This is a genomic window from Rhodococcus sp. 21391, assembly GCF_016772255.1.
Taxonomy (GTDB): Bacteria; Actinomycetota; Actinomycetes; order Mycobacteriales; family Mycobacteriaceae; genus Rhodococcus_F; species Rhodococcus_F opacus.
Map to the genome: position 1 here is coordinate 6,725,357 of NZ_CP063781.1, position 23,969 is coordinate 6,749,325.

Here is a 23,969-nt window from a genome sequence, read left to right on the forward strand (position 1 = left end):
AACCCTCGTGGTGATCCGAAGCGGCACACCATCTGTGCCCTGTGGATGAATTGTGGTGAATATGCAGATGAGAACGCTGAAGTCGAGAGCTCGGCACTCGATCAGGGTTCATCGGCGAGACCATGCATAGACGCTAGCAACAGTGTCGGCAACCTCACAGCGGTTTGGCACATTGGAAGTTGGGGTGCAAGCATTTGTCGATCCTCGGCGTGTCGGTCAACCGATTCGCGGGGGAATCGCAGGTGAGCGAGTTTGACCTGACCGTGAGTGGTAAGTACTCTCGAACAGTCACCCTGTGGTGAGGTGGCGGTTTCGTGCTGGCTTGAGTCCAGTTTCGAAGGCGTTTCATCCCCACCTGTGGATGAACACCTGAGTTTTCGCCAATGTTAGATCCATGACGCCGGGAGGCGTCGATGAACTTCGAGGAGTGTTGACCGTGGCCAAGGGCAAGCGGACGTTCCAGCCGAACAACCGACGCCGCGCGCGCGTTCACGGCTTCCGTCTTCGTATGCGGACCCGTGCGGGTCGTGCAATCGTTTCGGCGCGTCGCCGTAAGGGCCGCGAATCTCTCACCGCCTGATCCCGACACTGGGTTCGGGAGCTCGGGGTGTTGCCTGAGCCGCACCGATTGCGTCGTCATTCAGATTTTTCGTTGACTGTGCGACGTGGTCGTCGGATGGGAAGACGCGACCTGGTTGTGCACGCATTCGACCGTGCGCAGGCAGATGAGCTGGTGAGTAGCGGCGGTCCGCGATTCGGACTGGTTGTGAGTAAGGCTGTCGGGCCGGCGGTGATTCGACATCGAGTCGCACGCCGGCTTCGTCATATCTGCATCGACCTCGTGGACGTGGTTCCACAGGGAACCGATGTAGTGATTCGGGCTCTTCCGGGAGCTGCGACTGCAAGTAGCCGGGACCTGGAGAAGCAACTCCGTGCAGGTCTCCTTCGATTGGACCTTCTTGCGCCTGTGAGTAACTCCGCATGAAAAGCGCACTCCACGAGTCGCGCGCCCACACGGCCGAGGCCACCTCCTCGGTCTCTTCCGCGTGGAAGTCGGTCCGTGCGTTACCGGCGCGCACTCTCGTATTCTTCATCGAGCTCTACCGGACGTATGTGTCGCCCCTGAGGATGCCGACCTGCCGGTTCATGCCGACCTGTAGCGAGTACGCGGTGGAATCCCTGCGTACCCACGGGGCTATCAAAGGCCTTTTCTTGACGGTGGTTCGGTTGGCGAAGTGTGCCCCCTGGCACCCTGGTGGGTGGGACCCGGTCCCTGCCCGTCACGACCGTCATGCGGGTGGCCGTTGCTGTCCGGCGAACGTGGACGAACAGAGGAGTACATAGAGCCGTGCTCGACTTCATTTACTATCCGGTGTCCGGGATCCTGTGGGTCTGGCACAAGGTTTTCGGTGCCATTCCCTTTCTGGGGCCGGACAGCGGTATCACGTGGGCGCTCTCTGTGGTGTTCCTCGTGTTCACGCTGCGTGCCGTGCTGTACAAGCCGTTCGTCAAGCAGGTTCGGACGACGCGCCAGATGCAGGAACTTCAGCCGCAGATCAAGGCCCTGCAGAAGAAGTACTCGGGTGACCGTCAGCGCCAGGCCACCGAGATGCAGAAGCTCCAGAAGGAGCACGGGTTCAACCCCATCATGGGCTGCCTCCCGGTGCTCGCGCAGGCGCCGGTCTTCATCGGCCTGTTTCACGTGCTTCGTTCGTTCAACCGCACCGGCACCGGTATCGGTCAGCTCGGCATGTCGGTCGAGGCCAACGCGAACACGCCGAACTACTTCTTCAGCGTCGAGGACGTGCAGTCCTTCCTGAGTGCCCGACTGTTCGGTGCTCCCATCTCGGCCTGGATCACCATGCCGAAAGCGCAGCTCGACGCGTTCGCTGCGTACGGTCCCATTCCCACGGTCTTGAACATTGCCGTCGTCGCGGTCCCGCTCATGGTGATAGCCAGCATCGCAACCCACTTCAACTCGCGTGCCTCCGTCGCGCGGCAGAGCCCCGAGGCCGCTGCCAACCCGCAGTCGGCGATCATGAACAAGCTTGCACTGTGGGTCTTCCCGCTCGGTGTGCTCGTCGGTGGTCCGTTCCTCCCCATCGCGATCCTCTTGTACTGGGTGAGTAACAACATCTGGACCTACGGTCAGCAGCACATCGTCTTCCGTCGAATCGACGCTGAAGAGGAAGAGAAGAAGCAAGCTGCCATCGCACGCCGGGCGGACAACGCTCCGAAGCCCGGTGCACGTCCGGATCTCACCAAGAAAAAGAAGAAGTCCGCGACCGCAACGGACGGCTCTTCCTCGGCGGACGAGCCGGAGATCGTCGAGGGTGTCGTCGAAGACAGCGCCTCCGATCAGGTGAGTGGTGATGGTTCAGCGACGGGTACGTCGAAGCCGAAGCCCGGTGCCCGCCCCCAGTCCAACCGCGGAAAGTCCCCCAAGCGCAAGCGGCGCTGATTCAGAAAAGAGAACGAGCATGGCTAGTGAGCCTGACATCGCAGTGGACGGAGATGAGACAGACGTGACTGCAACGACGCAGAACCCGGACACCGAGGTGGATTCCGATTCTGACGACTACCTGATCGAGGAAGGGGAAATCGCCGGCGATTACCTGGAGCAGCTGCTCGACGTACTCGACTTCGACGGCGATATCGACCTGGACGTCGAGGGCGACCGTGCTGTTGTCAGCATCGACGGTGGAGACGATCTCACCAAGTTGGTCGGACGCAAGGGTGAGGTGCTCGACGCACTCCAGGAACTGACTCGCCTCGCCGTGCAGCAGGCGACGGGCGAACGTAGTCGCCTGATGCTCGACATCGCCGGGTGGCGTGCCGGCCGTCGCACCGAATTGACCGAGCTGGGTTCCTCGGCTGCTCGCCGCGTACTCGAGAGCGGCGAACGCGAGGAGCTCGCTCCGATGACGCCGTTCGAGCGCAAGATCGTTCACGACGCAGTCGCGAAGGTCGATGGCGTTTCCAGCGAGAGCGAAGGCGCCGAGCCTTCACGTCGCGTGGTCGTCATCAAGGACTGATCCACACAAGCATCACCAAGGCGGGGCTCCCGGATTCATCTCCGGGAGCCCCGCCTCTTCTCTATCCGTATGTCGCTATCCGTCACTTTGGATTCGTCTCGTTTCACGTGAAACACGCACCCCTCCCCTCCCCCACCGAGGGGGCGGGTGTCCGCAGCGAGATTCGGATGCTTTCTCCGCTCACTGCGCTGTCTCAGGACTTCGTGGACAGTGTGTTGTCGACGAAGACGCGGACCGTGCCCGCTCGATCTCGGAGAGAGTTTGATGTTTCGCGCACGCCCGCCGGTGGTCGGCGACCAGGGTGTGCGGCGGGTGTTCGCGGCCGCAACGACGCTGCGAGTTCAATGGTTGCGTCCACGACGATGGTGTACGAGCCGGATCAGGACGTCACCGGCGTGTCGTAGCCGGAAAGTAGGCGGTCACCGCGTGATTCTTCGAGAGAGCTACCAGCTCGACTCGACGAAAGAGCACGCGATGACCACTGCCCACGATATCGACCTGTACCAATTCCTGACCGACCGCGTCACCGACGCCAGCCCAGACCTGCTGCGCAGCCTGCTGTCGACCTTCATCGACGCGCTCATGGGCGCCGAGGCTGACACCTTGTGCGGTGCCGGTTTCGGTGCACGCTCCGACGACCGCATCAACAGCCGGAACGGCTATCGGCACCGCGACTTCGACACCCGCGCCGGCACACTCGACATCGCGATCCCGAAGCTGCGGTCCGGCTCGTACTTCCCGGACTGGTTGCTGCAGCGCCGCAAGCGTGCCGAACGTGCCCTGACGTCGGTGGTGGCCACCTGCTACCTGCTCGGCGTCTCCACTCGCCGGATGGAGGAACTCGTCGACTCGTTGGGCATCACCAGCCTGGGGGTACCTCCCTGCACGAAGTGCTTGGGGGAGCCAAGTCGCAGGTCAGCGTCATGGCCAAGGACCTCGACACCCAGGTCGAAGCATTCCGCAGCCGACCCTTGGACGCCGGCCCGTACACCTTTGTCGCCGCCGACGCCCTCGTCCTCAAGGTCCGCGAGAACGGTCGGGTGGTCAACGTGCACGCCCTGGTCGCGGTCGGAGTGAACGCCGAGGGTTACCGGGAAATCCTGGGAATCGAGGTGACCTCCGCCGAGGACGGGGCCGGTTGGTTGGCGTTCTTCCGATCGCTGGTTACCCGCGGTCTGACCGGGGTGCGGTTGGTGACCTCCGACGCCCACGCCGGCCTCGTGTCGGCGATCGGCGCGACCTTGCCCGGGGCCGCCTGACAGAGGTGCCGGACGCATTATTCGACCAATCTCATGTCCCAGACCCCGAAGAATTCGTGGCCCTGGGTGCGTGCGCTCCTGCACTCCGTCTACGACCAACCGGACGCCGATTCTGTTCATGCTCAATATGATCGGGTGATCGACGCCTTGTCGGCGAAGCTGCCGAGGGTCGCCGATCATCTCGACGCCGCGCGGGCCGACCTCCTCGCCTTCACGGCCTTCCCGAAGCAGATCTGGCGGCAGATCTGGTCCAACAATCTCCAGGAGAGACTGAACAAGGATATCCGCCGAAGGACTGATGTCGTCGGGATCTTCCCCGATCGGACCGCGTTGATCCGGCTCGTCGGAGCCGTCCTCGCCGAGCAGCACGACGAGTGGATCGAAGGGCGCCGCTATCTCGGCCTCGACGTGCTCGCCCGTTCCCGCGGCGACCACACCACCACTACCGAACCACAGCAGGAGGTGACACCCGCGGAGCTAACCGCATAACCCCCGACGAAGAATCACGCGACCACCTCGTACACCACGCCCGGGACTTGACCAGTTCAATGCCCGGGGCACATCGCCGAGCGCCTTGAGGAGGGGCCACCAGTCCGCCAACAGGTCCACCACTCCGCGGGCACCAGCACCGCACACAACCCAGTGCGGGCATCCACAGTTCATGGTCAAGACTGGGAGCTTCGTTGTCGTTCGGATTTGGCCCTGGTTGATCGGGCGGGTGATCGGCGGGAACCGGAAATCACACGAACGATCCCCAGCGAGGGAGGTGGCGCATGAGGAAGGATTCGGCGGCAGGAAGAGCGGGCACAGTTCGGCGACGTGGATGCTGAGGATCCGGAGTGCGTGGTCCCAGCCGATCCGTTCGGCCATCACGGTTGCCGGCATCTCGAGATCTCAGTGCGACCTCGGCCGCTCACGCCGAGCGGACGGGTTCGCGGGGAAATCCCCATCGCTCATCTGATCGGCTTGATAGGCAACTGCTCGAGCCGGGATCGATGGATAGGGGTCAAAATTGGCATGCCGTACCCCGCTCAGTTTCAGCGCCCGCCTACATGTGAACCCGCCTACATGTGAATCCGTGGGCGCGCCTTGTGGGCGAACCGATCGACCAACTCCTCCTGCACCGTGCCGCCGGCGAGTGCGAGATCGTGGAGACGAGTACTGGATCCATCAAACCTCTGCTTCGCTCATCCGGCGATGGTCACCGGACACGATCCGAGAGTGTTCGCGAACTCCTGAGACATACGGCTCCGGGGTATTGGTTCCGCGATGAGTTTCGCCGCTTCTCGAAGTCCACATCATTGAAGCAACCGAACCAGTGCCGTCGATTGGGTGGAGTAAGTGATGACCGAGGACGAACGACAAATCCGGAATCTGATCGACCGTTGGGCCGAGGCTGTGCACAGCGGCGACATGGCTGGGGTGCTCGCGGACCACTCCGACGACATCGTGATGTTCGACCGCCACCGCCATATGAGGGTGCTCGCGGAATCGATGCGTATCGCGAGACGAGGCCGCCGTTCTTCGAATGGCAGTCGAAGGGTGCCCGCTTCGAGATGGTGGCCTTGGATGTGACAGCCGGCGAGGACGTCGCCTTCGCCCATGCACTCCTCCGCTGCGGTATGGAAGCGGAGCTCGCCGACAATCCGGAGAACCGGCTCCGCCTCACAGTGGGGTTGCGGAAGGAAAACGGGCGTTGGCTCGACGCTCACGAACACCACTCCTTTCCGGACACCACTGTCTGACGCATGGCGGATAGGGGGTCCGGGACCGTCGTTTTCACACCTTTTCGAAGCAATTTAGGTTGTAGTTTCACCCACCCAACCACACCCGGAAGTTTCGTCACTGTGATGATTGAGAAACCGGGATTCGTTGGGGTGGAGTTGCCGAGAGGTAGCGTCGAGTAGGCGTGGACGGCTGCTCTCAGTTGGAGAGGGCCCGACTCGATTGTCGTTCACCGAACCCCGCGTGCGTCCGCTTGGGAAGGTCGCGGGGTGACGCGCGAACTTGGCCAGTGTCCGCCGTCTGTTCCACGTGAAACACGAGTCATGAAACACGAGTCGGTTGTTCCACGTGAAACCGCCGCTCGGGGCTCGGTCTGGTTGTGTCGCGGCCGTGGACGGGGTCGTCTGTTCCACGTGAAACATGAGTGCCGCGATCTGCAGTCCCAAATCTGCGTAACCCTCTGGCGGCGGTGTGCGCGAGATCGACCGTCCGAGATGGTTCGCCGGCGAGGCGACGGCCGGATTCGCGGGATCGCCAGGGTGCATCACCGACAGAGACGACCGAACCCCTCCCCTCCCCCACCGGAAGGGGTGCGGCTCGACACTGCTCCGGCGTTGCGCGTCCGAGTTAAGGGACATAGTCGCGAGAGAGGGCGGATAATGAAGAAGCTGTGTTTGTTGATTTCGCGATATTCGCGGGAGGATGTTTCACGTGGAACCGAATGGTGGAGAGCCGGCCGAATGGGACGAACAAGCGGCGGCACGCCAGGTGTTCGGTGAACGATTCGATATTGCGGAGCGCTACTACAAGTCGTTGGCGACCGACGGTGTCGAGCGGGGGTTGATCGGACCGCGTGAGGTTCCGCGGCTCTGGGAACGTCACCTCCTCAACTGTGCCGTCGTTGGTGAACTGATCGCCGAGGGTGAGTCCGTCGTCGATGTCGGAAGCGGTGCCGGGTTGCCCGGTATCCCCCTCGCGATTGCCCGCCCCGATCTCCGGATCACGTTGGTGGAGCCGTTGCTGCGGCGGTCGGTGTACCTCGCCGAGTTCGTCGAGTCGAACGGCCTGGACGTGCTCGTGGTCCGGGGCCGCGCCGAGGAGTCGGGTGTGGTGAAGGAAGCCGGTGGTGCAGACGTCGTGACTTCCCGAGCTGTGGCACCGTTGGAGAAGTTGGCCAAGTGGTCGCTGCCGCTTATCCACGAGCATGGGAGAATGCTCGCGTTGAAAGGTTCGAGCGCCGCCGAAGAGATTTCCCGTGATCGCGCTTCCCTGACTCGGTTGGGTGCTGGGAAGCTGGATATCGTGGAATGCGGAGTGGGCCTGCTTCCTGTCCCCACCGTTGTCGTTCGGGCAGAACGTGTACCGAAACGCCGTCAGCGTCGATGACGATGTGCACGGTGACTAGGGAGTGAGTATGTCGAGTAACGAGCGATTCCCAATCGAAGGAGTAGTCAATGTCGGGTGGGCCTGAATCCGCCGTTTCACGTGAAACAGCTTCACGTGAAACCGACCATCAATCCGACCAGGCGACGAGCTCCGGGAACGGAGACGACGGATTCACGGCCCCCTACAACGGAATCTCCGTCGAGGAGACTCCGATCGGTGCGGCAGCGCACCGCGCAAGCCAGGTGCTGCACCCCCATTCGGTGACCCTGCCGAAGCCGCCCGAACGGCGGATCCTCACGATCGCCAACCAGAAGGGCGGCGTCGGCAAGACGACGAGTGCCGTCAACCTCGCATCTGCCCTCGCGGTTCAGGGACTCACCGTTCTGGTGATCGACCTGGACCCGCAGGGCAACGCCAGCACTGCGTTGGGCGTCGCCCACCACTCCGGTGTGCCGTCCAGCTATGAGCTTCTCCTCGGTGAGGTGACGGCCGCGGAAGCAATCCAGAAGAGCCCGCACAATGACCGGCTTTTCTGCATTCCTGCCACGATCGACCTCGCCGGTGCCGAGATCGAATTGGTGTCCATGGTCGCCCGCGAGGGGCGGCTGAAGGGCGCACTGTCGGAGAAGGCTCTCGGCGAGGTGGATGCCGACTTCATCCTGATCGACTGCCCGCCCTCGCTCGGACTGCTCACGGTGAACGCGATGGTCGCGGCCAAGGAAGTCCTGATTCCGATCCAGTGCGAGTACTACGCCCTCGAGGGTGTGGGACAGCTGCTGCGGAATATCGAACTGGTGCAGGCGCACCTCAACCCGGACCTCCACGTGTCGACGGTCCTTCTCACGATGTACGACGGGCGCACCAAGTTGGCGGACCAGGTGGCCGAAGAGGTTCGCACCCACTTCGGCGATGCGGTCCTCCGCGCCGTCATTCCCCGAAGCGTGAAGGTGTCCGAAGCCCCCGGGTACGGCATGACCGTGCTTGATTACGACCCCGGTTCGCGGGGCGCCATGAGTTACCTCGACGCGGGACGTGAACTCGCAGCACGCACCGCACACATCACGAAGCAGGAGCAGCGATGAGTCAGACGCGTAAGGGTGGACTTGGCCGTGGACTGGCTGCGCTCATTCCTACGGGACCGACCACGACGGGACCGGGGCTGGGCAACGCCGCCGCTGACGTCGTGATCGGGGCGGACCGGCGCAGCGTACTGACCGCTCCCGCACCGAACTCGTCGGACGCTGCGACCGACAAGAAGACTGCTCCCGCGTCCACGGGAAACAACGGAGACAGCAACGGCGCCGACGGCACCTCAGGGAACGGTGCTCAACCCCTCCCCTCCCCCACCGGAGCGGTGTACCGGGAGATCGCTCCCGACCTGATCGAGCGGAACCCCAAGCAGCCGCGTCAGGTGTTCGACGATGACGCCCTCGCCGAACTCGTCCACTCGATCCGCGAGTTCGGGCTGATGCAGCCGATCGTGGTCCGTCCACTCGACGACGGCAAGTTCCAGCTCGTCATGGGCGAGCGTCGGTGGCGTGCCAGCCAGGAGGCCGAGCTGGAGACGATCCCGGCGATCGTCCGCGAGACCGGCGACGACGCAATGCTCCGCGACGCGCTCCTGGAAAACATCCACCGCGTGCAGCTGAACCCGCTCGAAGAGGCGGCGGCGTATCAGCAGTTGCTCGAAGAGTTCGAGGTGACCCACGAGGAACTGGCGGCGAAGATCGGCCGCTCGCGTCCCGTCGTGACGAACATGATCCGACTGCTGAAGTTGCCGATCCCCGTGCAACGACGCGTCGCGGCGGGCGTGCTGTCCGCCGGTCACGCTCGCGCCCTGCTGTCACTCGAGGCAGGCGCCGACGCGCAAGAAGTGATGGCGGCCCGCATCGTCGCGGAGGGCATGTCTGTTCGCGCGACGGAGGAGGCGGTGACGCTCGCCAACCGCAGCGACGACCAGGCGGCCCAGCCCGCCCAGCGCCGTAAGCCGATCCAGATGCCGGGACTGCAGGACGTCGCAGAGCGGCTGTCGGATTCATTCGACACGAGGGTCACGGTCAGCCTCGGCAAGCGCAAGGGCAAGATTGTGGTCGAGTTCGGTTCGGTGGACGATCTTCAGAGGATCGTTGGGATGATGGAGGCACAAAAGGCCGATTCATGAGCGCCTGACAGAGGTAGAAGTACCCGCGGATGATCCATCACTGTGACAGTGGCCGCTGACGGACCGGGTCCAGCAGAACTATCGGGGGCGAAAAACGTTGAATACCAGAGGATGTCGAATGATCTGCGGTAGTGACATATGGAGGCTGAGCTAGCCAGTGTCGACTCACGTCACATCGCTCACTCTCGACGGCTTGGACAAGCTCTCCGCCCACGCTCGTCGCTGTGTCTTCTGGGAAATGGATCCGGCGGCCATCCACAGTTCGCGCGGGTTCTGCGACCAGGAGTTCGAGAAGGAAGCATGGCTCTCCATGGTCATGCTCGAATGGGGATCGTGCGGTCAGGTTGCCGTCATGGACGGGAAGCCGGTCGGCAGCGCCCTCTACGCTCCCCCGCGGACCGTGCCGCGCGCGCAGCTACTCCCGACCGCTCCGGTCGGTGCCGACGCCGTCCTCCTCACGAGCCTCCGGCTCGAGCCTGCCGGCGAAGAACAGAATCTGGGAACCACGTTGATCCAAGCCGTGGTGGCCGATCTGGTGCGCCGCGGTGTGCGTGCCCTCGAGGCGTTCGGTATCCGTAATACCGACGGAACCGGGCCGATCGACACACACGGGATGGCGTCAGCCACCGCGGCCCGCGAGTGCTCCCCCGAGGAGTGCATGATCCCGGCCGATTTCCTCGAGGACAACGGCTTCGAAATCGTCGCGCCCCATCACCGGTTCCCGCGCCTGCGGCTCGAGCTGAACCGGGATCACGGATGGAAGGAAGACGTGGAGGCCGCCCTGGAGCGTCTGATCCACACCGCGTCGGTGAGCATGGTCGACATCGGGGAGCGCACACCCGTCGGTGCGCACTGAGCGCTCGGGAACGAGAAGTCAGGAACGTTCGGAAGAAGACAGCTCTTCGGCGAGCAACTCGGCGAACGTGAACGTTCCGGTCGGCTGATCGTCCTGACCGAGCAGGTACAGACGCTTCACGGAGATGAGGATCGCTTCGGCGATGGCGTCGCGCGCCCGCGGGTTGGAGAGCACCGCGGCATCGAGGTCGTTGGTGAGGTACCCGAGGTCGATCTGCACGGTCGGCATGTTCGTCAGACGCAGCAGGTCCCAAGTGCGGCCGTGGGTCCGGCAGTCCTGCAAAGGCGTACGGGCCACGATCTCCCGCTGGATGAATCCGGTGAGAACCTGACCGATCATCGACGTCGAACCGTGCGAGTTGCCGAAGTGGAAGCTCGCGACACCGTTGGCGGCCGGGCTGGTGTTTCCATCGCAGCGCAACGAGATCATCAGGTCGGCGTCGAAGGCGTTCGACGTGGATGCGCGTTCGATGTCTGTGGGGTTCGCGTGGTGCGGGCGGGACAGGAACGTTTCCATGCCCGTCGCGGCCATGCGGCCCTCGAGGCGGCTGGCGAGGTCCCACAGGATGTCGGACTCCGAGATCGTGCCGTACGGGGACCGCACGATGGTGCCGTAGGTGTCGCCGCCGAGGCCCGGATCGATGACGATCCGCTTGCCGCTCAGCTGTGGTCCGGAGCTGCGAACCATTTCTTCTTCGCTCATCGCATGCGGTGAACCACCGGTGACGCGGGTGCCGAGCAACTCGAGCGACCGCAGGGTGGCCGGACCGCAGATGCCGTCGGCGGCGATCCCGATCTCCCGCTGGAACGAGGACAGCGAGTCGTGGGTCTGCGGGCCGAAGAAGCCGTCGACGCGTCCGACGTAGAAGCCGAGATCCTGCAGGCGGGTCTGCAGGGTGGCGACGTCGTCGCCGTAGAGCGGTGCGGACAGCTGGTAGATCAGCGTGCGCGCGCCCAGACGGTACGACGCCTCTTTCATGGACCGGTAGGTGGCAGGACCCACGATTCCGTCGACGAGAAGCCCACGCTGCTGCTGGAAGGCCCGTACGGCGCTGTCCAGGTGATGATCGAACACGGCGTCGGGAGCGATCCAGTGCGAACCGTTGGTGCCCTCGCGCCGGCTGTCGGCGACTCCGTTGTGCAGGAAACCGAGACCGGCCAGTGTGCCCCGAATCTCAGCGACGGCCGGACCATGGTCGCCGTGACGGAGTCGGTGCATGTTTCAGGGCCTCTCAGTCCGAATCAACGAGTACTTACGAGTCTCGGTACAAACAAGACGATCGATGTGTTCCGGTCGGTCTAGCTGATGCGACTGGAGCACATCGATCGATTGTCTCAGAGATTCCCACAAAATCGGGAATCGCGCCGGGTGTTCGGGTGTCGATCAGAGAACGTCGGCGAGCTCTTTCAGCAGCGCAGCCTTGCCCTTGGTGCCGACGATCGTGTTGATCGGCTTGCCGTCCTTGAACAGGATCAGCGTGGGGATCGACATGACCTGGAAGTCGCGGGCAGCGCCCGGGTTGGCGTCGATGTCGAGCTTCGCGATGGTCAGCTTGTCGCTGTGCTCACCGGCGATCTCCTCCAGGACGGGGGCGATCATCTTGCACGGGCCGCACCAGGTGGCCCAGAAGTCGACGAGGACGGGCTTGTCGCTGGAAATGACGTCCTGCTGGAACGAATCATCGGTGATGGTGACGGTATTCGACACGGGGGTTTCCCTTACTCGAGGTGGTCGGTGGGTGTTTGTGGTGAGCTCAGGCGTCGACCGGCGAGCCGGCGGCGGCGACGGTGTTGGCCGTGATGTCGCCGCGCTCTGCGAGCCAGCGCTCGGCATCCATGGCCGCTGAACATCCGGTGCCCGCGGCGGTGATCGCCTGCTGGTAGATGTGATCGACCAGGTCGCCGGCGGCGAAGACTCCGTCCACGGAGGTCGCGGTGGTCGGCGTCTTGACGATCACGTATCCGGCGTCGTCGAGGTCGACCTGTCCCTTGACGAGTTCGCTGCGCGGGTCGTGACCAATGGCGACGAACATGCCGGTCACGTCCAGCGTGGACGTCTCACCGGTGACGGTGTCGCGGATCACGAGGCCTGTGACGCTGTTCTCGCCCAGGACCTCGACGGGTGCCGCGTTGGTCACGAACCGGATCTTCGCGTTCGCCTTGGCGCGCTCGAGCATGATGCGGGACGCGCGGAACTCCTCGCGGCGGTGCACCACGGTGACGCTGCGGGCGAAGCGAGTGAGGAAGGTGGCCTCCTCCATGGCGGAGTCGCCGCCGCCGACCACGACGATGTCCTGATCCTTGAAGAAGAATCCGTCGCACGTGGCGCAGGCGCTGACGCCGCGGCCGAGCAACTTCTCTTCACCGGGAATCCCCAGGTAACGGGCTGCGGCGCCCATTGCCAGCACGACTGCGTGCGCCTGGTAGGTCTCGCCGTTCACGACGACCTTCTTGATCGGGCCGGTGAGGTCGAGTTCCTCGACGTCCTCGGTGCGGATGTCGGTGCCGAAGCGCTTGGCCTGCTCGCGCATCTGGTCCATCAGGTCGGGGCCCATGATTCCCTCACGGAATCCGGGGAAGTTCTCGACCTCGGTGGTGGTCATGAGGGCGCCACCGAACTGGGTCCCCTCGAACTGCAGCGGTTCGAGTTCCGCGCGCGCCGCGTAGACGGCAGCGGTGTATCCGGCAGGTCCCGAACCAACGATGATGAGTTCATGAACCGTCGATGGAGTGGTCATGCGGGCCTTCCAGTAGTGAGGGGTGCTCAGTCGTATGGATCAACACAAGACTAAAGGGTGTTGTTCCCCGACTGCAGGTGATACCGGTCGCTCCCCTCGCAGGCGCCCTGATCAGCGCAGAGTCTCCCGGATGACGCAGCGGGTGCCCGTGTAGATGGTGGGCATGCATTTGTTGCAGTGGATGCAGAGTCCCTCGGGCACGTGCCGGTCGCGGAACTTGTTGACGAGGTCCGGGTCGCGGAGAAGGGCGCGCGCCATCGCGACGAACTCGAACCCTTCGCCGAGTGCGTTCTCGATGGTGTCCAGCCTGTTGACGCCGCCGAGGAGGATCAGCGGCATCGACAGTGCCTCGCGGAACTGCCGGGCCATCGGGAGGAAGAAGGCTTCCTCGAACGGGTAGGTCGGAAAGATGCGCGGCCCGTAGACCTTCAGGCCCCAGCCCACCAGCTTGGGCTGTGAGGCAACGAATTCCGCCATCGGGACCTCGCCGCGGAAGAAGTACATCCCGTTGAGCAACGAGCTGCCGCCGGTGAGCTGCAGTGCGTCGAGGTGCCCGTCGGCTTCGAGCAGCTGCGCGATGCGGAGACTGTCGTCGAGCCACAGCCCTTTCGGGACACCGTCCGTCATGTTGAATTTGGCCGTGAGGGCCACCGAGTCGCCGGCGGCGTGGCGCACTCGCTCGATCACCCGCCGGGGGAACGCCGCCCGCCGCTCCAGGCTGCCCCCGTACTCGTCGGTGCGCTTGTTGAGGTTGGGACTCATGAACGAGCTGAGAAGGTAGTTGTGACCGAGGTGGACCTCGATTGCGTCGAATCCGGCCTCGACGGCATTGCGGGCCGCGTCCTCGAAGTCGCGGGTGACCTGGTCGAGTTCTTCCCGCGTGGCACCCTTCACCAGACCCATGGCGGGCGGGCTGAGCCGCGTGGACGGCGCGAGGGTCTTGGTGCGGTTGGACAGCGTGTTCGCGACGAGACCGGCATGACCGATCTGCGCCGCGGCCAACCCCCCTTCGGCGTGGACGGCGTCGGTGAGCCGGCGCAGATCGGGGACGTGGGCACGGTCGAGCACGAGGGTGTTCGCGTGGACGCGTCCGCCGGGTGAGACGGCGCAGTACGCGACGGTCGTCAGTGCGGCACCGCCGCGAGCGACCTCGGCGTGGAAGTCGACGAGCTGGTCGGTGACCCGGCCGCGCGGCATGACGCCCTCGAACGTGGCTGCCTTCACGATGCGGTTGTGCAGCGTCAGGGGTCCGAGGCGGGCCGGCTCCCAGATGCCGGGGTGTGGTGGTGGAACGGTCATGGTGGTCTGCCTTCGGGGATGGGGGTGTGAGGGCGTTCAGGAGAAGGTCGCGGCCAGCGCCGCGCGGGCGGGTCGCCACGTGAGCCCGAGCTCGTCGCGGGTTCGCGAGTCGTCGGTGGGGGTCGCGGAGGTGAGCAGCCAAGCGGCCTCGTAACTGAGCCCGGCGCTGAGGGGTGTGAACTTGCCGATCACGTCGGCGATCCGCCCGATCGTGCGAAAAGTGCTGCCCGACAGCGGGATGCGCCGGAGTCGACGGCCCGAGGAGTGTTCGAGGACGTCGATGAGCTGGTTGAACTCGACGAGTTCGCCGCCGCAGACGTATCGCCGGGGACCGCGGCCGGGGTGCATCGCGGCGGCGTGGACCGCGGCCACGTCGCGGACGTCGATCATCTGCATGCCGCCGTCGAATCGGGGCGCCACCCCGCCGCTGACGATCGCGCCCCATCCCTGTTCGGTGACGCCCTGTGTGGATCCGAGCCCGGGACCGATGACGCTCGTCGGGTAGGTGATGACCACGGGGGCGCCCGCGTCCTGGAGCGCGCGGGCGATGCGGTCGGCGGCGGCCTTGGTGCGGCCGTACGCGCTGCGGCCCGACGCCGTCGGACTGTCCGGTCCGATGACGGCGTCGGGCGATGGAAACAGGGCACTGAAACTTGCGACGTGGATGATGGGGTCGAGACCGAGGAACGTCGCCCGGGTGAGGATCGCGGCGGTGGCCTGCGTGTTGATCTCCCACATCAGTTGTTCGCGACGGTCGTCGGTGCCCACTACCCCGGCGGCGTGGAGGAGGGCGTCGCAGCCCTCGAGGAGGCGTCCGACGGCCTGGGTGTCGCGGATGTCGCCGACCACCTGCTCGATCCGCGCGGCATCGTTCCCCGCTGCCGCCAGCAGTGCGTCGGGAGATTCGGCGGGAAGCACCAGCAGTCGAACCGTGTGGCCGGCGGAGAGGAGCGCCAGCGTGGTGTGGGCGCCGACGTATCCGGTGCCGCCGGTGACCGCGATCTTCATGTGTCCGCCCTGTTCGAATTACGGTGCCACTGGACTCGTAATAGGTACGATATAGCGCGGAAGGCACTTCTGTCCCACAATTCGAACCAATGAATGCAACTGGAACGGGCCGCCCCCGCGACCCGCGGATCGACACCGACGTCCTCGCGGTCACCCGGGCGATGCTCGTGGAATCGGGCTGGGAACAACTCAGCATGCGGGCCATCGCGACCCGCTCCGGGGTGAGCAGGGCGTCCATCACCAGACGGTGGCCGTCGAAGGCACACCTCGTTCTCGACGCCATCCTCGGCGCGACACCCGACCTGACACCATTCGAGGGCACCGATCGCGAAGGCTGGGTCCGCTGGGTGGTGACCGGCAGCGCCGAATTGTTCTCACGACCGGAGGTGCGAGCGGCCACGCCGGGTCTGCTGGCCGCGATCCGGGACCACGACGATCTCCGCACCGCGCTCTGGCGGGGGTTCAGCGGGCCGAGTACTCAGCTGTTCGAGCGCGAGGAGGGCCCGGGTGAGTCCAGCACCGCGACGGCCGTACTCGTCCTCGCCGCCGGCGCCGCACTGTTCACGAGCCTGATCGCCGTCGAGGACGACACTCCGGAACTGCGCGCGAAGATCCTCGAGCTGCTCATGCCGGTCGCCCGTTCGGAGCGGGAAAAATCCTGAGAATCAACCGATCTCGGTGACAGCGATCGTCGCCGGATCTCCCGCGCCGCACTCGCTGCCCACCACCAGGGCCGTGATCTGCGGCGGACGCGGCGCAGCCACCAGCAGCAGTACCCCGGGAACACCGTCGAGGCGAACCTCACTGGACCCCAGAAGGGGGCGGGACGGTTCGATGCCGTTGGCGCGCAGGCATTCTGCGAGTTGCGCGGGATCCCCGAGTGGTCCGAGCTGCCGCGAACCGATCACGGTGAGGAGGCGTCCGGAATCGAGATCGGTACCCAGATCGAGAACGGCCGATGCCGGTGAGGTTTCGGAACTGGGCAGGGCAACGGCCGGCTCGGATTCCCGGCTGTCCGGCATGACGACCGCGACGGCCACCACGACCGCTGCCGCCGCCGCGAAGGTCCCCGCGGCCGCCGCAGCCCACTTCCGTCGCCGGGCGAGCGGCACCACGGTGGCCTCTGCAGGTGTGTCCCGTTCCGCAGCGAGAGCGCGGTTGATGCGGTCGGCGACGTCGGCGGGAATCGGGGTCGAGACCGAATGATCACGTCCGAGCGCGCCCAGCTGATCGGTGACCCGGTCGAGTGCGTCGATCACGGCCATGGCCTGCGGGTCGTTCCGGACGAGCGGCCACAGGCGATCGCTGACCGACTCCGGCAACACCCCGGCGTGGAGATCGGCCAGCAGGTCCTCGGAGTACGGCGGTGCGGGCAGCGCGGCATCGGACGGTTCGGGTTCACGGTCGGCCATGGCACCTCCTCGCCGGTTCATCGTGGTCCGGGACGTCAGGACAGTTTCCCGCTCCCACTAGGTTTTGACGCCCCGGAGTCATGATCGGTTCCCCTCCACCCGAAAATATTCGAGAGAGGCGGCCAGCTTCTTCCGGCCGCGGGCGCAGCGGCTCTTCACGGTGCCTTCCGGAACCCCGAGAAGCGCGGCCGCCTCACTCGTCGAACGGCCCTCGAGGTCGACGGCCACGATCGCGGTCCGCTGATCCGGCGGGAGCTGTGCCAGTGCGCGCTCGACCACCAGGCTGAGCTCCACCTCGGAAACGTAGTCGCGGGTATCGCGCGGTTCGTCGTCCTCGTCGGCGGACAGGGACACCGCAGGACGAGCCTTGTTCCGGCGGATGCGGTCGAGGCAGGCGTTGACCACGATCGTGTGCAGCCAGCTCCGGACCGCGGCGTCCCGGCGGAACGAGCCCGCGTTGCGGTGCGCGGACAGCAGCGCCTCCTGCAGGGCGTCCGCCGCGTCCTCGGTGGTGTAGCTGGTGCGTTTGGCGACGTGCCACAGATGGTCGTAGTGCCGTCCGAGCAGTGTCTCGAATGCGTGCCGATCGCCGGCGACGTGCGCAGCCAACAGGTCGACGTCCGAGGGCTCACCCTCGGAATCCCCCCGGAAGATTCGCACCGGCGGATGTTAGCTCAGTTCGCCGATCCGCGAGCACCGGGTGCCGACTACGTCGCGGCGTTGAAACCGATGTCGGCGATGGACGATTGGTTCTTGCCACCGGAATTACTCAGGCCAGTGATCCACACCAGGACGTTCTTGGTGGGTCCCTCCGACTTCACCGGGATATCGGTGACACCGTTGCCGAGGACCTTCGAGCCGAGCACCTGCGTCTGGTCGAGGGTCGGGTTCTCCGACGGGGCGCTGCGAATCTCGACGTTGGTGCCCGGTGTCGGCGAGTTGATCCACACGCTCGACAGTGTCGCCGGCTCGTCCAGCGTGACCATCAGGCCCACACCGTTCTTCAGCGCGGGGAACGGCTGGAAGTACGAGTCGGTGCTCCACACGGTGGACGTGTTGCCGTCGACCGCCAGCCGGGCGTTCGCGGCGGAGTCGGGGGTGCCCTGCGGCGAGAACACCGTCGCCCCCGAGGGGCTGACCGGTGCGACATTCGCCGCCGGGGCGGGCGCGGGGGCGGGCGACTCGGGGTTGGGCGGCGCCTCGGCCGACGTGGTGAGCCCGAAGTCCTGTTCGGTGAGCGGCGCGTCGGAACTACTGCCCGTGAGGAATGTCGCGAGCCAGAAGCCCAGCAGCGCCAGCACGATGATCGTGACGACCGCGAGGCCCACGAGCGCCGCGATCATCCGGTTGGACTTCTTCTTCTCCGCCTCCAGTGCTTCCGGGTCGGCGAGAGCGTGACCGGTCGTGCCGGGGCCCCGCTGCCCGAGCCGCAGCACGGGGATGAATTCGGTCTTGTCGTTGACGACGGACGCCTGGTCGAGAATGTGCTGCACGGTGGCCGCCGTGCGGATTCCCCCGTTCGGCTCGAGTGAGCGCAGCGCCACCGCGGAAATCTCGAACGGGACCTCAGGGCGAATCACCCGCGGTCCGATGGGCTGCCCGCTCGAGTCGCGGTCGGCCAGCCGCATACCGCCGACGGTGCCCGGACGGTGCGAACCCGACGGGTCCCCCGCGGGAGCGGACGGGTCGCCCAGCGGCCAGCGCGCGGTGATGAGGGCGTAGAGCATGGCCCCCAGTCCGCGCACGTCGGAACTCGAGTCGGAGTCGGCGAGCGTTGCCGGGAACGCCAGCACGGCATCGCCGTTGATGCTGATACGGACGCGGTCGGGGTGGTCGATGGACAGTGCCCCGCCGGCGCGGTGCGCGGTCTCGGCGGCCGCGGCGAGCGCGCGGATGGCACTGGCGGCGCCGATCGGAGACGGCTTGGTGTCGGCCATCTCCCGCAGCGAGCGGCCCGGGGTCCACTCGGCGACGACGATGCCGCCCGAGCTACCGCGGACCACGTCGAGCACACGGGCGAGTCCGGGCGAGTTGATCCGGCCCAGTCGCAGGGTGCGCGACAGAATGGCTTGCGGGCCTTCGGGACCGGCCGAGGTGGAGCGCTGTTCGGCATCCACGAACGTCAGAGCCACCTCGCGGTCGAGCTTGACGTCCAGCGCCTGCCAGAACTGCAGTCCCCGCGAACCGCCGTGCGGTGTCAGAAGGCGGTACCGACCGCCCGCGACGGACGCGCCGGGAATGAGCTTGGGGCCACGCGGAGTACGACGAGGACCTGCGCCGGGCTCACGTCCGGGTGCCGGTGTGATCGGGATCACGCCGGTGTCGTAACTGAGATCCCGTGCGGGGGCCGCGCCCATGTGACGTGTGTCTCTGGGCGATTCGCCTGCGTCGTCGGCGGGAGTCTTCGGCGCAGCCTTCGTCTGCGCATCCGCAGGATCGCCGGTCTCCTTGCTCTGCCCCGTTTTCGGAGTGTCTGCGGAGCCCGAGGACGTGCCCGCGTCCTTCTTCTGCGGTGCGTCGGTGACGGCCTGCTTGTCGGACTTCGCGGCGTCGGTGGAGACCGACTCGGACGAGATCCGGGTGGTCGGGGCGTCGACGCCGTTGGGGGCGGCGGCCGAATCGCGTTCGGACGCTTGCACCGTAGAACCTCCGGCTCTCTTGCTGCCGGCCACGTCGTCGTCGCTCACCCTCACTCCTTCATTCTCGAATGCCCAACTCCGACCAGTACCGGGCGGCGATCCGACCCGCTCGTGTCCAGGGTACGGGAGTCCACCGGGTCGTTCGATACCACGCGGCTGTCCCCCGAAGTCGTGCGGTGTGGCGCGGACCACGGGAATCAGTTCTGTTTCGGCCTCTGTGAGCGGGTCGGCCTCCGGTTCCGGTGCGGCGCCGCGACCGCGCAGGGCGCGAACCTTGCGGGCGACGGCGACGGTGATGGACACGATTTCGGGGATCTTCGCGAACCAGAGGATCACGAAGGTGACGACGAGCATGAGGACACCGCTGATCATGACCCGGACCATCGAGCCCGGACCGCCGAACAGACTGGTGAGGCGGTCGAGCCCGAGGAGGCGGTCGGCGCCGAGCATGACGAGCGCACCCGCCATCGACGCGAGCACCACCACCCACACCGTCTTGCCGACGTTCGCCATCTGCAGGTTGCCGAGACTGCGGTGCAGCAGCCAGCCCCCGACGAGCGCGCCGGTGATGTAGCCGAGGCCGTTGGCCACACCGAGCAGGATCACCACCTGGTCGTCGCTGGAGGCGATCATCGGGGTGAGCGCCGACAGCGCGATCTTCACCGTGGTGATGCCCAGGACGATCCACGTGGGGGTCCAGGCCTGCTCGCGGGCGTAGAACACGCGGAGCTGGATCAGCACCAGGGAATAGGGAATGAGCGTGAAGGCTGACCAGCTGACGGCCTGGCCGAGGCGTTCGGCGTCACCGGTCCCGAAGTTGCCGTACCCGTAGAGCGCCTGCCCGATCTCGGGGCCGGCGAACGTGAGGAACGTGATGATCGGGATGAGAGAGATCATCGTCAGCCGGGTGGCGACGGACAGGTCGTCGACCACGGCGGGGGTGTCGTCGGCGGCAGCGTTGCGGCTGAGTCGCGGCATGATCGCCGTCAGCACCGTCACGCCGAGCACGCCGTAGGGCAGCTGCAGCAGGAGCCACGCGTTGTTGTAGATCGCGGGACCCGACGCGTCCGCGTGTGACGAGATGCGGGTGGCGACGATCATGCCCGCCTGGCTGATCAGCACGTACAGGATGATCGCGACGGCCATGCCGCCGAACTGCTTGAGCCGGTCGTCGAGGCCCCACAGCGGTTTCAGCGAGATGCCCTCGCGCCGGATCGCAGGCACCAGGCTCATCGCCTGCACCACGACACCGAGCGTGACGCCCACACCGAGGACCAGCAGTTTCGGGTCGCTCATCCGCACCGGATCGAGGGTGATCTCCCCCGGTGTCGCGTAGTAGATCACCAGCACGGTGAGCATCACGACGTTGTTCAGCACCGGCGCCCAGGCACCGGGTTTGAACACCTGCCGGGTGTTGAGAATGGCCGTGAGCAGCGCCGACAGTCCGTAGAACAGGATCGCGGGCAGGAGGAGATAGGACAGAGCCGTGGTGAGGGACGTGTTCACCTTGCCGTCGGCCGACAGGAAGACATGCGTGGTGAGCACGGGCGCGGCCGCGGTCGCCAGCAACGCCGCAGTTCCGAGCAGCACGCACGTGGCGGTGAACAGGCGTCGCACGAACGCGGCACCCTGGTCCGGGTCCTCGCGTTCGGCGCGCACCAGGACGGGCACCACGATCGCGGTGAGCACCGCTCCCAGCACGAGCTCGGAGATCATGTTCGGGATCTGGCTGGCGACGGTGAACGAGCTGGCCACCGACCCACCCAGCAGCGTCAGGACGAGGAGCTGCTTGGCGAATCCGGTGATGCGGCTGACGAGCGTCGCCACCGCGATCGAACCGGTGGACGCCAGCAGTCGGGAGTTGCCCTGCTTCTGCGGCGCGGTCGACGGCCCGGGGTCCCGGACCGGAGGCGGCGAGGGGTCGACGCGGATGGCCGCGAACTGGACCGTCGGCGCCTCGTCCGGCCGGATTTCCCGAGCCCAGTGGTCCCGCTCCCACGGCGCGACCCGGGGATGGGAGCGATCGGGAAGCCTCTGGCCCCTACTGGGCAAGTTCCCGGTCATGAACGTTCGTACCCTTCGTCAGCTGGATCCGGCTGGCCGCGGAATCGATGCCACAGCCGGCGGCCGGCGAGGAACAGCAGCAGAGCACCCGCGCATGCTGTCAGTATCGCCAACGCCTGCCCGTACGCGTTGGACCGTACCGTCACGCTGGTCGGCTCTCCCAGTTGCTGTCCATCGGCGGTGGTCAGAGAGAATGTGACGACGAGCTTGCGGGAGTCGTTGGCTTCGGTGGGAACGGTGAGGGTGCGGCTGCCACGTGGGGGCAGTGTGGTGGGGCCGATGTCGGTGATGGTCATCCCCGACGGCGCGTCCACCTGGAGACGGACGGTGATTCCGACCGGCAGGTCGTTCCTGGCCACCAGCAGCAGCGGGCTCTGTTCCGACGCCAGCGTGTAGACACCGCCCGGCGACACGACGGTGACGGCCCCGAACAGGTCGTCCATGGTTTCGGCCACCTCGTCCGCGCGCGTGTCGGACGCCTCTTCCGCGGACCGTCGTTCGTCGTCGCGGCGATGCGCGAGGCTCATCGAGCGCAGCAGGTCCTCGCGCAGCGGTGCGGTGAAGCGTTCCGGGGTGAGCGGGGCCTGCGGGTCGTCGACCAGTGCCTTGTTCAGTGCCTCGATGCGGGGCGTCTGTGTGGCGGCGGCGTCGCGGATATGGGCGGGGACGCCGTCCTCGGCGGCCTGATCCGGGTACTCCAGCGTCGCGACCTCGGGTGATCCGGGCTGACGTCCCAGCAGCGTGGGCAACGGGCGGGGGGTCGCGAGCCCGGAGCGCATCAGCGAGGACACCGTGGACAGCAGCGTCTTCGCGTCCTCGGCGCCGGCCGTCCACAGCTGCGGCGGCACCGCCATCAGCGAGCGGGGGGTGCCTGCGGCGCGCGCGGCCTCGGGTTCGAGGGCAGACCACGACACCGCACCGAGTGCGTCCTGCAATCGGGCGGTCCGGGAATCGTCCGAGAGGTCGTACCGGGCGCGCTTCGGGGTGTACGAGGGGGTCTGCGGTGTCGTTCCCATGGCCGCGAGCGCCGTCCCGACGGACGGATCGAACAGCAGCGCGTCGACGCTTCCGGTGGCCGCAGGCGTCTCGGTTGCCGCCGGGGTCGTCTCCCCGTTCGCGGGCACGGGGGCGGGGGGCGGGGTCGCCTCGATGACGTGGGCGCTGTCGCGGGGTGTCGTCGTGTCGACGGAATTGGCGGCCACGAGCGTGGTGGTCGCCTCGTCTCTGCGCAGCATCTGCGCCGTCGCGTCGTCCAGCACGCCGGCGTCGCTCCACACGAAATTGCGCAGCGACGTGACACCCAGCACGTTGTCGACGATGTCCGCGGGGGCTTCGACGGCGGTTGCGGTGAGGTCCGGGTTCGCGACCTCGGTGATCGCGGACAGGTCGGCCTGCGCGAACGGAACCGACGTGGTGCACATGGACGCGGCCAGCGACCGGGCGCGGTCGAGCCACGCCGACGCGGCATCCTTACCGGTGCCTTCGTGCGCGGAACCGGTGGGATCGGACGGGTCGTCCACCACCAGATATCCGCGCGTCATGTTCTCGACGGTGATCAGCAGGTCGGGGTCGACGGCCAGGCACAGACTGTCCCGGAGGGTGTGGTCACGGTCGACGCTCTCCCGGGTGGCGAACTCCGCCGCGCCCAGCAGTTCGTCGAGCCGGCCGCCGTCCGCGAGCGACGTCGCGAGGTCGTCGTCGACGAGACGGACCGGTTCGGTGACGGAACCGGGCACCCCCGCCGCGAGCCTGGGCCGGTCGGCGAGCGGCCAGAGCATGGTGACGGCGACGGGACTGGAGATGTCCGGGGGCACGGCCGGAGTGCCGGGGACCCCGAACACGGGGAGCAGGAATCGGGCGTCGTCGAGGCGCGCGGCCCCGCCGTACTCGGGGGTGCCGTTCACGTTCACCATCAGCGGGTACACGCCGGGTTCGGTGATGTCGAGAGAGATGTCGGTGTCGGACCGTAGTGGCAGCGACAGCGTGAACTGCTTGCTCTGCCCCTCGTCGAGGCGGCCCGCGACCGTGTCGAACATGCCGACCGTGTCATACCGCGACTGATCGAGGATGAGGGACGTGCGGAGGCCCTCGCTGCTCGCGACGGCGGGGGCGCGCTGCAGTCGCACGCTGACGTCGCGGACCGTGCGGTCGCCGATGTTCTTCACCGAGCCCGTGACGGTGACGAACGGGTCGCTGGTGGTGGTGACCGTGGACGGTGTGACGTTGTCGATGTGCAGTTCGAGGAACTCGGGGTCCTCGTCGACCGTCTGGGTCCCGGCGCTCTCGGGCGGCACGGGGTCCTGGGCCGCCGCCACCACGGTGCTGGTGGGAGCCAGAACGACCGCGAGTGCGGTCAACGTCACGGCACCGACCCGACGCAAAGCCATC

The 23,969-nt window shown here is 66.3% G+C and carries 19 protein-coding genes and 2 pseudogenes; 12 read left to right on the forward strand and 9 right to left on the reverse strand.

Annotated features, from left to right (window positions below; translation table 11 throughout):
- Positions 1-436 precede the first annotated feature (436 nt).
- The 11 genes and pseudogenes from rpmH to GO592_RS31220 all read left to right on the forward strand — a co-directional run bounded on the left by rpmH (position 437) and on the right by GO592_RS31220 (position 10,422).
- Positions 437-580 (forward strand): 50S ribosomal protein L34, encoded by a 144-nt coding sequence (gene rpmH, locus GO592_RS31170; RefSeq protein ID WP_005263481.1) that lies wholly within the window; start codon positions 437-439, stop codon positions 578-580.
- 27 nt (positions 581-607) lie between these two features.
- A complete protein-coding gene (gene rnpA / locus GO592_RS31175) occupies positions 608-985 on the forward strand; it encodes a ribonuclease P protein component (protein WP_007301428.1) in 378 nt (125 codons plus the stop codon).
- A complete protein-coding gene (yidD, locus tag GO592_RS31180; RefSeq protein ID WP_007301429.1) occupies positions 982-1,344 on the forward strand; it encodes a membrane protein insertion efficiency factor YidD in 363 nt (120 codons plus the stop codon). Before rnpA ends, yidD begins: the two co-directional genes overlap by 4 nt.
- A gap of 4 nt (positions 1,345-1,348) precedes the next feature.
- A complete protein-coding gene (gene yidC, locus GO592_RS31185; protein ID WP_007301430.1) occupies positions 1,349-2,461 on the forward strand; it encodes a membrane protein insertase YidC in 1,113 nt (370 codons plus the stop codon).
- Positions 2,462-2,480: 19 nt separating this feature from the next.
- The gene (locus GO592_RS31190; protein WP_037206810.1) at positions 2,481-3,035 is read left to right on the forward strand and encodes a Jag family protein; all 555 of its coding nucleotides are present in this window, start codon (positions 2,481-2,483) and stop codon (positions 3,033-3,035) included.
- Positions 3,036-3,509: 474 nt separating this feature from the next.
- Positions 3,510-4,783: pseudogene (locus GO592_RS31195) on the forward strand (IS256 family transposase).
- A gap of 852 nt (positions 4,784-5,635) precedes the next feature.
- A pseudogene (locus tag GO592_RS31200) lies at positions 5,636-6,039 on the forward strand (nuclear transport factor 2 family protein).
- 682 nt (positions 6,040-6,721) lie between these two features.
- Positions 6,722-7,405, forward strand: a complete 684-nt coding sequence (gene rsmG, locus GO592_RS31205; protein ID WP_005249117.1) for a 16S rRNA (guanine(527)-N(7))-methyltransferase RsmG — start codon at positions 6,722-6,724, stop codon at positions 7,403-7,405.
- Between the two features lie 68 nt (positions 7,406-7,473).
- Entirely contained in the window at positions 7,474-8,487 is a 1,014-nt protein-coding gene (locus GO592_RS31210) for a ParA family protein (protein ID WP_005263491.1), read from the forward strand.
- The gene (locus tag GO592_RS31215; RefSeq protein ID WP_007301431.1) at positions 8,484-9,566 is read left to right on the forward strand and encodes a ParB/RepB/Spo0J family partition protein; all 1,083 of its coding nucleotides are present in this window, start codon (positions 8,484-8,486) and stop codon (positions 9,564-9,566) included. The genes GO592_RS31210 and GO592_RS31215 overlap by 4 nt, the downstream gene beginning before the upstream one ends.
- A gap of 157 nt (positions 9,567-9,723) precedes the next feature.
- Positions 9,724-10,422, forward strand: a complete 699-nt coding sequence (locus GO592_RS31220) for a hypothetical protein (RefSeq protein ID WP_005249120.1) — start codon at positions 9,724-9,726, stop codon at positions 10,420-10,422.
- A gap of 18 nt (positions 10,423-10,440) precedes the next feature.
- Here the strand turns inward: GO592_RS31220 and GO592_RS31225 are convergent, their stop codons facing one another.
- The 5 genes from GO592_RS31225 to GO592_RS31245 form a co-directional block, all read right to left on the reverse strand.
- On the reverse strand, positions 10,441-11,640 hold the full coding sequence (locus GO592_RS31225) for an N-acetylmuramoyl-L-alanine amidase (protein WP_007301432.1): 1,200 nt from the start codon (positions 11,638-11,640) through the stop codon (positions 10,441-10,443).
- Between the two features lie 165 nt (positions 11,641-11,805).
- Entirely contained in the window at positions 11,806-12,129 is a 324-nt protein-coding gene (gene trxA, locus GO592_RS31230) for a thioredoxin (protein ID WP_005249122.1), read from the reverse strand.
- A gap of 46 nt (positions 12,130-12,175) precedes the next feature.
- Positions 12,176-13,159 carry a thioredoxin-disulfide reductase gene (trxB, locus tag GO592_RS31235; RefSeq protein ID WP_007301433.1) on the reverse strand — a complete coding sequence of 328 codons (984 nt, stop codon included), beginning with the start codon at positions 13,157-13,159 and terminating at the stop codon, positions 12,176-12,178.
- A gap of 111 nt (positions 13,160-13,270) precedes the next feature.
- Positions 13,271-14,458 (reverse strand): 4,4'-dithiodibutanoate disulfide reductase, encoded by a 1,188-nt coding sequence (nox, locus tag GO592_RS31240; protein WP_007301434.1) that lies wholly within the window; start codon positions 14,456-14,458, stop codon positions 13,271-13,273.
- A 36-nt stretch (positions 14,459-14,494) separates the two neighbouring features.
- Positions 14,495-15,466, reverse strand: a complete 972-nt coding sequence (locus GO592_RS31245; protein ID WP_007301435.1) for an NAD-dependent epimerase/dehydratase family protein — start codon at positions 15,464-15,466, stop codon at positions 14,495-14,497.
- A gap of 89 nt (positions 15,467-15,555) precedes the next feature.
- On the opposite strand from GO592_RS31245, the gene GO592_RS31250 reads away from it, so the two are divergent.
- Positions 15,556-16,128 (forward strand): TetR/AcrR family transcriptional regulator, encoded by a 573-nt coding sequence (locus tag GO592_RS31250; protein WP_007301436.1) that lies wholly within the window; start codon positions 15,556-15,558, stop codon positions 16,126-16,128.
- Between the two features lie 3 nt (positions 16,129-16,131).
- On the opposite strand, the gene GO592_RS31255 is transcribed toward GO592_RS31250, so the two are convergent.
- The 4 genes from GO592_RS31255 to GO592_RS31270 all read right to left on the reverse strand — a co-directional run bounded on the left by GO592_RS31255 (position 16,132) and on the right by GO592_RS31270 (position 23,968).
- Positions 16,132-16,878, reverse strand: coding sequence for a hypothetical protein (locus GO592_RS31255; protein ID WP_007301437.1), 747 nt, complete (start codon positions 16,876-16,878; stop codon positions 16,132-16,134).
- A 78-nt stretch (positions 16,879-16,956) separates the two neighbouring features.
- Positions 16,957-17,538 (reverse strand): RNA polymerase sigma factor SigM, encoded by a 582-nt coding sequence (sigM, locus tag GO592_RS31260; RefSeq protein WP_005263510.1) that lies wholly within the window; start codon positions 17,536-17,538, stop codon positions 16,957-16,959.
- 47 nt (positions 17,539-17,585) lie between these two features.
- Complete coding sequence (murJ, locus tag GO592_RS31265; protein WP_007301438.1) at positions 17,586-21,581, reverse strand: murein biosynthesis integral membrane protein MurJ; 3,996 nt, start codon at positions 21,579-21,581, stop codon at positions 17,586-17,588.
- Complete coding sequence (locus GO592_RS31270) at positions 21,578-23,968, reverse strand: DUF6049 family protein (RefSeq protein ID WP_039953085.1); 2,391 nt, start codon at positions 23,966-23,968, stop codon at positions 21,578-21,580. The genes murJ and GO592_RS31270 overlap by 4 nt, the downstream gene beginning before the upstream one ends.
- Between the last annotated feature and the right edge of the window lies 1 nt (position 23,969).

Coding starts and splice junctions, on each gene's coding strand:
- GO592_RS31245 (WP_007301435.1), bottom strand. CDS start 15,466: ATGAAGATCGCGGTCACCGGCGGCACCGGATACGTCGGCGCCCACACC.
- GO592_RS31210 (WP_005263491.1), top strand. CDS start 7,474: ATGTCGGGTGGGCCTGAATCCGCCGTTTCACGTGAAACAGCTTCACGT.
- GO592_RS31270 (WP_039953085.1), bottom strand. CDS start 23,968: ATGGCTTTGCGTCGGGTCGGTGCCGTGACGTTGACCGCACTCGCGGTC.
- trxB (WP_007301433.1), bottom strand. CDS start 13,159: ATGACCACTCCATCGACGGTTCATGAACTCATCATCGTTGGTTCGGGA.
- GO592_RS31255 (WP_007301437.1), bottom strand. CDS start 16,878: ATGGCCGACCGTGAACCCGAACCGTCCGATGCCGCGCTGCCCGCACCG.
- rsmG (WP_005249117.1), top strand. CDS start 6,722: ATGTTTCACGTGGAACCGAATGGTGGAGAGCCGGCCGAATGGGACGAA.
- GO592_RS31250 (WP_007301436.1), top strand. CDS start 15,556: ATGAATGCAACTGGAACGGGCCGCCCCCGCGACCCGCGGATCGACACC.
- yidD (WP_007301429.1), top strand. CDS start 982: ATGAAAAGCGCACTCCACGAGTCGCGCGCCCACACGGCCGAGGCCACC.
- nox (WP_007301434.1), bottom strand. CDS start 14,458: ATGACCGTTCCACCACCACACCCCGGCATCTGGGAGCCGGCCCGCCTC.
- GO592_RS31225 (WP_007301432.1), bottom strand. CDS start 11,640: ATGCACCGACTCCGTCACGGCGACCATGGTCCGGCCGTCGCTGAGATT.
- GO592_RS31190 (WP_037206810.1), top strand. CDS start 2,481: ATGGCTAGTGAGCCTGACATCGCAGTGGACGGAGATGAGACAGACGTG.
- GO592_RS31215 (WP_007301431.1), top strand. CDS start 8,484: ATGAGTCAGACGCGTAAGGGTGGACTTGGCCGTGGACTGGCTGCGCTC.
- murJ (WP_007301438.1), bottom strand. CDS start 21,581: ATGACCGGGAACTTGCCCAGTAGGGGCCAGAGGCTTCCCGATCGCTCC.